This window comes from Nodularia harveyana UHCC-0300 (genome assembly GCF_034931085.1).
GTDB classification, from domain to species: Bacteria; Cyanobacteriota; Cyanobacteriia; order Cyanobacteriales; family Nostocaceae; genus Nodularia; species Nodularia harveyana.
In genome coordinates this window covers 243,420-251,834 of sequence record NZ_JAYGHG010000002.1, presented here as the reverse complement: position 1 = coordinate 251,834, position 8,415 = coordinate 243,420, and the positions used below count along the sequence as shown (strand labels likewise).

Annotated in this window: 7 protein-coding genes; 2 read left to right on the top strand and 5 right to left on the bottom strand. The window is 40.6% G+C overall.

Going from position 1 to position 8,415, the window contains the following annotated elements:
- The 3 genes from VB620_RS02785 to trpB all read right to left on the bottom strand — a co-directional run.
- On the bottom strand, positions 1-209 hold a 209-nt coding region (locus VB620_RS02785), incomplete at its 3' end, for a hypothetical protein (RefSeq protein WP_323194598.1).
- Complete coding sequence (locus VB620_RS02780; RefSeq protein WP_323194597.1) at positions 194-1,480, bottom strand: AAA family ATPase; 1,287 nt, start codon at positions 1,478-1,480, stop codon at positions 194-196. The genes VB620_RS02780 and VB620_RS02785, both read right to left, overlap by 16 nt.
- A gap of 233 nt (positions 1,481-1,713) precedes the next feature.
- Positions 1,714-2,955 (bottom strand): tryptophan synthase subunit beta, encoded by a 1,242-nt coding sequence (trpB, locus tag VB620_RS02775; protein WP_323194596.1) that lies wholly within the window; start codon positions 2,953-2,955, stop codon positions 1,714-1,716.
- A gap of 276 nt (positions 2,956-3,231) precedes the next feature.
- On the opposite strand from trpB, the gene VB620_RS02770 reads away from it, so the two are divergent.
- Complete coding sequence (locus VB620_RS02770; protein ID WP_323194595.1) at positions 3,232-3,573, top strand: translation initiation factor; 342 nt, start codon at positions 3,232-3,234, stop codon at positions 3,571-3,573.
- 597 nt (positions 3,574-4,170) lie between these two features.
- Entirely contained in the window at positions 4,171-6,810 is a 2,640-nt protein-coding gene (gene clpB, locus VB620_RS02765; RefSeq protein WP_323194594.1) for an ATP-dependent chaperone ClpB, read from the top strand.
- 261 nt (positions 6,811-7,071) lie between these two features.
- On the opposite strand, the gene VB620_RS02760 is transcribed toward clpB, so the two are convergent.
- Both VB620_RS02760 and VB620_RS02755 read right to left on the bottom strand, forming a co-directional pair.
- On the bottom strand, positions 7,072-7,647 hold the full coding sequence (locus tag VB620_RS02760) for a DUF924 family protein (protein ID WP_323194593.1): 576 nt from the start codon (positions 7,645-7,647) through the stop codon (positions 7,072-7,074).
- A gap of 5 nt (positions 7,648-7,652) precedes the next feature.
- Positions 7,653-8,210: an SRPBCC family protein gene (locus VB620_RS02755; protein WP_323194592.1), complete on the bottom strand. Its 558-nt coding sequence runs from the start codon at positions 8,208-8,210 to the stop codon at positions 7,653-7,655.
- Positions 8,211-8,415: the final 205 nt, after the last annotated feature.

Genomic DNA, 8,415 nt, shown 5'->3' with positions numbered 1-8,415 from the left:
GCCACTCCTTCTCTGCTTCCAGAAGCTACTGCTTGTTCTGATGATTCTGACTTGTCGAAAGCTGCATAATTTGATTGCTTGACTTCGGGGGTTGTTTTCTTCTTCTTTATACCCCCTGAACGCTTACCCACATTTACTAGCAATATAACTAGATCTACCTTGATAATCTGTATTCCTTTCTCTTCCCATCTTATTAATCCTGGCTCCATCCCAATGTTTTTAAGTCTTTAATAAAAGGTATTGCTCCAAATCTTCCATTAAGATATCCAGCAGCTAAATCTAGATTTTCAACGTCTGTATTAGCTAAAGAATAAATTACAGATTGTCCATGCTTATCTTTTTCTACAAACCAAATTTCATCTTTTCTAAAGATATCCTTTATATCTAATAAATAAACTTCATGGGTAGTAGCAATTAACTGACTATTTAAATTTATATTTTCAGGATTATTCAGAAAATAATCAAAAAGTTTCTTCATCAGTAAAGAATGTAGACTTCTTTCAATTTCATCTATTACATAAACAGCATTTCCCCGTGCTAAATGCATTAGCATAGGAAATAAATCGATTAATCTTTGCGTTCCATCTGACTCTTCTGATATTTCAAATTCTACTTCGCTATTTTCCTTGTCAAATCTCACTGGTGATAAATTGAGAACTGTCAATTTGTCTGTTTCGTCTTTTGCTTGAGAAATAATACATTTTAAGGCAGGTATAAATATTGCTTTTTCTTCACCTTCTTCATAGGGAAAATCTTTCTTAATCTTATCTTTAATTTCAGAGGGTATTTCATTATAATCATCTAAATCTATTGTATTAGTAGTGATTTTTGTAATACCTAAATCTAAAGATGTCAAAAACTTACTCAAAGAATTTTGGAATGATTGACTAAAAGAAGGTAGAAAAGGTTTAGAGTTAGGAAAAATAATTTTCAAAACATCATTAAACCATTCAAATACAGGTTCTAGTTGTTTTACTTTACGTTCTTGTGAATTAGTTAAAAACAGTAAATTTTCTCTTGTACTCGCTGCTTCATAACGGATTCTGTTTCTTTCTTCTTCAGAACTATTTACAAAAAACTCATGATTAAAATTATGAAAATTAATATTTTCTTCTATTCTTTCATAAATAGGTATTTCTGTATTTACACCAATTTCAAATAACCATTCCTCATGAATTTTATGTTTATTAACTAAAAAACCATAGGCATATTGTTTATCATTATTTCTAAATTCAAACTCAAACCTAGATGGTTTCGTATAACAGGTTTTATCTAGTTTAAAATTAGCAATATTTATATTTGTATTTTTTTCAACACCATCTACAATAAAATCTCTGGCAAATTTCATGGCTTTAATTAAGTTAGATTTGCCAGAAGCATTAGCACCATAAATTATAGATGTTCTGAGTAATTTTATTGACTCCTGAGACTCACCTGTAACTACATGATGACTATGATGGGTATCATCTGAAGCAATCATGTTAAAGTCTATCCTTTGGTTAAAGGATAAGAAGTTTTCTACTGTAAATCTGATTAACATAATTATTGAAGTATCTCGTCAATTCCTTCTATAATACTTATAAAAAACTTCTAAAGTTTAATATTTTTATCAATGTTACTTCTTCTTGTGGAGCAGGCATCTTAACGGTAATTGATATTAGGCGGTCAAGATGCCCACCCTACGGTTATTGATAATGGTGCAAGATATCAGATTTATTCTGGGATTAAAAACTTGGCTACGGTTTGTACATCCTTATCACCGCGTCCAGAACAGTTGAGGACAATTCGCGGACTACCAGTTAGTTGGGGACAGAGGGTTTCTAAATAGGCGATCGCATGAGCAGTTTCCAAAGCTGGTATAATTCCCTCTAGGCGAGATAGTCGCTGGAACGCTTCTAAAGCCTCTGCATCAGTCACACTATAATATTCAGCCCTTCCCATATCCTTCAAATAGCTATGTTCTGGCCCCACCCCAGGATAATCTAAACCAGCACTAATCGAGTGCGCCTCAATTATTTGCCCTTCTTCATCTTGCAACAAATAGCTCATTGCTCCATGCAATACACCAATCTGTCCTTTTGTCAAGGTGGCAGCGTGCTTTTCTGTATTCACACCTTCGCCGGCGGCTTCCACCCCAATTAATCGGATAGAAGATTCATTCACAAACTCGTGGAATAATCCCATCGCGTTGGAACCACCACCCACACAAGCTATGAGAATATCAGGTAAACCGCCCCATTTTTCCATTGCTTGGGCGCGAGTTTCTACACCAATCACAGCATGGAAGTCCCTTACCATCATCGGGTAAGGATGAGGACCAGCGACAGAACCCAAAATGTAGTGAGTGGTTTCCACATTCGTCACCCAATCGCGGATAGCCTCAGAAGTCGCATCCTTGAGGGTTCCGGTTCCCGCTTCCACCGGACGGACTTCTGCACCCATTAATCGCATTCTAAATACATTTAAAGCTTGGCGTTCCATATCGTGAACGCCCATGTAAATCACACATTCCAGCCCAAACCGAGCGCAAACCGTCGCCGTTGCTACTCCATGCTGTCCTGCGCCTGTTTCAGCAATTACTCTTTTCTTACCCATGCGCTTCGCCAACAATACCTGACCCAAGGCATTATTAATTTTATGAGCGCCTGTATGATTTAAATCTTCACGCTTTAAGTAAATTTGCGCTCCAGTACCATCTGGGCGGGCGTAATGAGTTGTGAGGCGTTCGGCAAAATACAACGGTGTGGCACGTCCTACATAGTCTTTTAGTAGCTGTTGTAGTTCGGCTAGAAAACTGGGATCATGGCGGTATTGCTGATAAGCTGTTTCTAATTCCGCTAAAGCCGGCATCAGTGTTTCCGGGACGTACTTACCGCCAAAGCGTCCAAAGCGTCCTTGGATGTCGGGAACCTGAGAATTAAATTGGGAAGTTGGAGAGAGGGGTGTGGTAGTCACGGAAAATTTTTGATGACAGGATAGATGTAATTATTATAAAAGCATAGTGGGGAGTGCAAGATCCCGATGGTCTTATTGGCGTTGCTGATTTCAATTATGAATTTATTTCACGCAAAGGCGCAAAGGCGCAAAGGTATAAAGAAAAATAAAGGTAATTATGGTATTTCATACGCTGATTCATCAAGGCTGTCTCCTTTGTGCGTTCGTGGTGAAACAATCAGTTGTATTAAGTGCTAAGACATCAAGTACCTAGAATTTTTTATTAATCAAAAATTTATGTCTTCTAATAAATCTGGCAATAAACGCTTTGTCTACCAGGAGTTTGGTAATGATAACTCGGCGGCGACAGAAAGAGGGACTCCGGAATTACCTCCGCAGCAGCAAAAGCTGAAGGTGGAGGCTTCTCGCAAGGGACGCAAGGGTAAAACTGTGACGGTGATTAGCGGTTTTCAAACAAAGCCAGAGGTTTTGGCGGATTTAGTTAAACAGTTTAAAAGTCAATGCGGTAGTGGTGGTACTGTCAAGGATAATGAAATTGAAATTCAGGGCGACCATAAACAAAAAATTCTGGATATTTTGACTAAGTTAGGTTACAAAGCCAAAATTAGCGGTGGCTGATGGGTACGGTTCTCACGTTTTTAGTTTGTAAGGGACTTCCAAATAAAAAATACTCAATCACCTAACGTAAAAAAGCTCTCAAAGTCTCATAACTCTGTGGTACGCGCTACGCTAACGTTTATTTGGATAGTTTATTTCTTGGAAGTCCCTAATCGAGTTAGTCCGGGCTTATTTTGGGAAAACGGCACCCCTAACCTTGAGTACCATTGCTATGGACAAATATGATCGTTCTACACTATGCCTAGCTGTATTTGTTTCAATACTGGCTACATTAATTGGTATCAATAATTTGCTTTGGTTCACTCAACTTGTTCACCGTCAGATATTCGAGATGGAAAGAAATCCCAATATCCGATAAAAGAAAAATTACATTGTTATTGATTTTGATGGAATGGATGCTTAGGTATGTGTATCGTTTGATGGCAGATAATAATTCAGGATCAGTTCGAGTACAAGACTAGAGGAAAATACCACTTACTAAAGACGTGAAGACCGATCCTGTTATTTGTGTCTGTGTCTCTACAATAACCATATAAATACAAAACTGGCTCTGGTTATCTGTGCGCCTCATATTTGGAGTAGTTTATCTAAAAGACTATGCAACCTACTAATCCTAACCAATTTACTGAAAAAGCCTGGGAAGCGATCGCCCAAACCCCAGAGATTGCTAAACAATATCAACAACAGCAACTGGAAAGCGAACACCTGATGAAAGCGCTGCTGGAACAGGACGGTTTAGCTAACAGCATTTTAACAAAGGCGGCTATCGATTTACCCAAAGTCCAGGAATCTCTGACAGATTTACTGCGCCAACGGACTGAGCAATTTTTGGCACAACAGCCGAAAGTATCAGGTAGCAGCACATCTGTATTTTTAGGACGCAGTTTAGATACACTTTTAGATAGAGCCGATAAATATCGTCAGGAATTTAAGGACGAATATATCTCCGTTGAACATTTACTGCTGGGTTACGCCAAAGATGGGCGCTTTGGTAAAGGTCTATTCCAAGAGTTTGGTTTAGACGAGGGGAAACTCAAAAATATCATTAAGCAAATTCGTGGGAGTCAAAAAGTGACCGACCAAAATCCAGAAGGAAAATATCAATCACTGGAAAAATACGGACGTGACCTGACAGAAGCAGCACGTAAAGGTCAACTTGATCCGGTGATTGGAAGGGATGATGAAATTCGCCGCACTGTGCAGATTCTCTCTCGCCGGACTAAGAATAACCCGGTGTTAATTGGTGAACCTGGTGTGGGGAAAACGGCGATCGCCGAAGGACTAGCCCAACGGATTATTGCTGGTGATGTCCCCCAATCTCTGAAAGACCGGAAATTAATCGCCTTGGATATGGGGGCGTTAATCGCTGGGGCGAAATTCCGGGGGGAATTTGAAGAACGCCTGAAAGCAGTATTAAAAGAAGTTACGGAATCCGGCGGGAATATAGTTCTATTTATTGATGAAATTCATACCGTCGTCGGGGCTGGTGCGACTCAAGGGGCGATGGATGCGGGGAACTTGTTAAAGCCGATGTTGGCGCGGGGTGAATTGCGGTGTATTGGGGCGACGACTTTAGATGAATATCGCAAGTATATCGAAAAAGATGCGGCTTTAGAACGACGCTTCCAGCAGGTTTATGTCGATCAGCCTAGTGTCCCAGATACAATTTCGATTTTGCGCGGTTTGAAAGAACGCTATGAAGTCCACCACGGGGTCAAAATTTCTGATAGTTCTTTAGTTGCTGCTGCGACATTATCTAGTCGATATATTAGCGATCGCTTCCTCCCAGATAAAGCCATCGACTTGGTAGACGAAGCCGCCGCCCGGTTGAAAATGGAAATTACTTCCAAGCCCGAAGAACTGGACGAAATCGATCGGAAAATTCTGCAATTAGAAATGGAAAAGCTGTCTTTGCAAAAAGAAACTGACGCAGCTTCCAGAGAACGTTTAGAAAGAATTGAAAAAGAACTGGCGGATCTCAAAGAAGAACAAAGAAGGCTTACCGCTCAATGGCAGTCGGAAAAAGATATCATTAACAAAATTCAATCTATCAAAGAAGAAAGCGACCGGGTTAATTTAGAAGTTCAACAAGCGGAACGCAATTATGACCTGAATCGCGCCGCCGAGTTGAAATATGGTAAGTTAGCCAATTTACACCGCCAATTAGAAAGCGCCGAAACTGAACTAGCCAACGCCCAAAAAACAGGTAAATCCCTTTTGCGGGAGGAAGTCACAGAAGCTGACATTGCCGAAATTATTTCTAAGTGGACAGGAATCCCCATCAGCAAATTGGTGGAATCAGAAAAAGAAAAACTGCTGAATTTAGAAGATGAACTGCATCACCGTGTGGTGGGACAAGCCGAAGCTGTGACAGCTGTAGCCGATGCGATTCAGCGATCGCGCGCCGGACTAGCTGACCCGAATCGTCCCATTGCTAGCTTTATTTTCCTTGGTCCCACAGGTGTCGGTAAAACCGAACTCGCCAAAGCCCTAGCAGGATATATGTTTGACACTGAAGAATCTTTAGTGCGGATTGATATGTCTGAGTATATGGAAAAACACGCAGTTTCTCGGTTAATTGGTGCGCCTCCCGGATATGTCGGTTACGAAGAAGGAGGACAGTTAACTGAGGCTATTCGTCGTCGTCCCTATGCGGTGATTCTCTTCGACGAAATCGAAAAAGCCCACCCCGACGTGTTCAATATTTTACTGCAAGTTCTCGATGATGGTCGGGTGACTGATGCCCAAGGTCGGACAGTGGACTTCAAAAACACGATTATTATCATGACCAGTAACATCGGTTCCCAATATATTCTGGATCTGGCTGGGGAAACCATGCATTATGACGAAATGCGTCGCCGAGTTATGGAAACCATGCGAAATAGTTTCCGTCCAGAGTTCCTCAACCGCATTGATGAAATTATCATCTTCCACGGTTTGGATAAAAAGGAACTACGGCAAATTGTGCTGTTACAGGTAGATAGATTAAGAGAACGATTAAGCGATCGCAAGATGTCCCTCAGACTATCCGATCCGGCTCTTGACTTTTTGGCAGAAGTAGGGTATGACCCTGTATATGGAGCGCGTCCACTCAAACGCGCCATTCAAAGAGAGTTAGAAACTCAAATTGCCAAAGCTATTCTACGCGGTGAATTTAACGACGGCGACACCATCTTTGTAGATGTGCAGAATGAACGCCTTTCCTTTAATCGTGTACCTGTAGAAGTTTTTACCTAGTAGGGAGTGGGGAGTAGGGAGTGGGGAGTAGGGTTGAAACTCCTTAATTCCCAGGATTTTATCATCTGTTTTTGTCCTACTATCAAGACCGTTTGATCTCCCCTCCTCGCTTGCGGAGAGAAGTCACAAGGAGGATTTCCCTCCGGGTGAACTTCGGGGGAGGGGTTGGGGGTGGGGTGACATGATTTCGGTAATCGTAACTAAATTAAACGGACATGATATAACTTCCTTCACGGCTGCCATAAGTCCCTAGCTAAACTGCTAAAACCATGAACTTGGCTTTTGTAAAAATTCCTTTTCCGACTTAGTAGAATTACGTCCCAAAATGCTATTACGATGGGGAAAACGTCCAAAACGCTGAATTATTGCCTGATGACTTAATGAGTTTTCAATTGCTTTCGCACTATTAGGATCATGACTGAGTTGCTGAAATAGCTGCACACACTGACGCTGATGGCTGAGGTTTTCACTGTGTTCAAAGGGTAAATAAATAAACCAGCGTTGTACAGGTAACAATTGGGAATCATATCCTTTAACAACTGCGTGTTCGGCGGCTGAAACTGCTTCCCAGTCAGTTGCAAAAGCTTCTGGCTGACCACGAAACATATTACGGGGAAATTGATCTAACAATAAAATCAGTGCTAAACAGCTTTCGGGTGCATCAATCCAGCCCTCTAAGTATCCCCCTGCTACTTTTTGGTAATCTGATAAAAACTGATTTCGTATTTCCTGATCAAATTCGGCGTTCTCTGTGAACCAATCAGCCTTGGGTTTGCCATAATCAGGTGCATCTGGATGACCAAACCAAAATTCCAAAATTGTTTTTACCTGTGACATTGCCTTTATTGAACCTTACACAAAACTTGTCGCATTTTACGCATATTTGCAGGTAATTCCAAATTCATGGCTTCTTGAATGAACATTGTGGGGATGGGGATATTAGGCGTAGCTGTAACTTGATATGCTAATAAAGTACCATTACCAAAGTCTTTTAAATTTAACATAGCTGTAAAATCCAGAAAAGACCCTTTTTCCATGCGGAATTGAATTTGTTGTCCTAGAGATTCTACGACGGTGAGATAAATTTCTACTTGCGCCGTCAAAAATAAAAAGCTTTTCTGTGCTGCTTGATATAGGCGTTTTACTTCCCCTGGTGATAAAACTTCGCTGGTTGTGACATCAGGAAAATATTCTACCCAGCGAGGATAATCAGTTAATTGCTGCCATACTTGCGATCGCACTAAAGGTAAATACATACAAGCGGTGACAGCACCACCCCAGGCGGTATGGGATTGGGTTTGCACCAAAATTTCACCCCGCATCAGCGACGATTGCTTGTCTTGACTCCAAGGCATATTTACACCTTTAATCATTGAATCTGAGATATAAAATGCAGACATATTAATTTCCTTTACTCCTCAACTTCTCCACCGATTAGCGCTGAAACTGCAAACCATTAAATAGGATCGAGTTCAACTAACTAAATTTTAGTGACAGTGCTATGCTACTGAAACCAATAATTTTTAGGCAATTATTCTGGAATTATAGGTAAAAAACTGTATTTTTTATGACTCTTTATGAAAAAAATAAACTAGTCACTGGAAA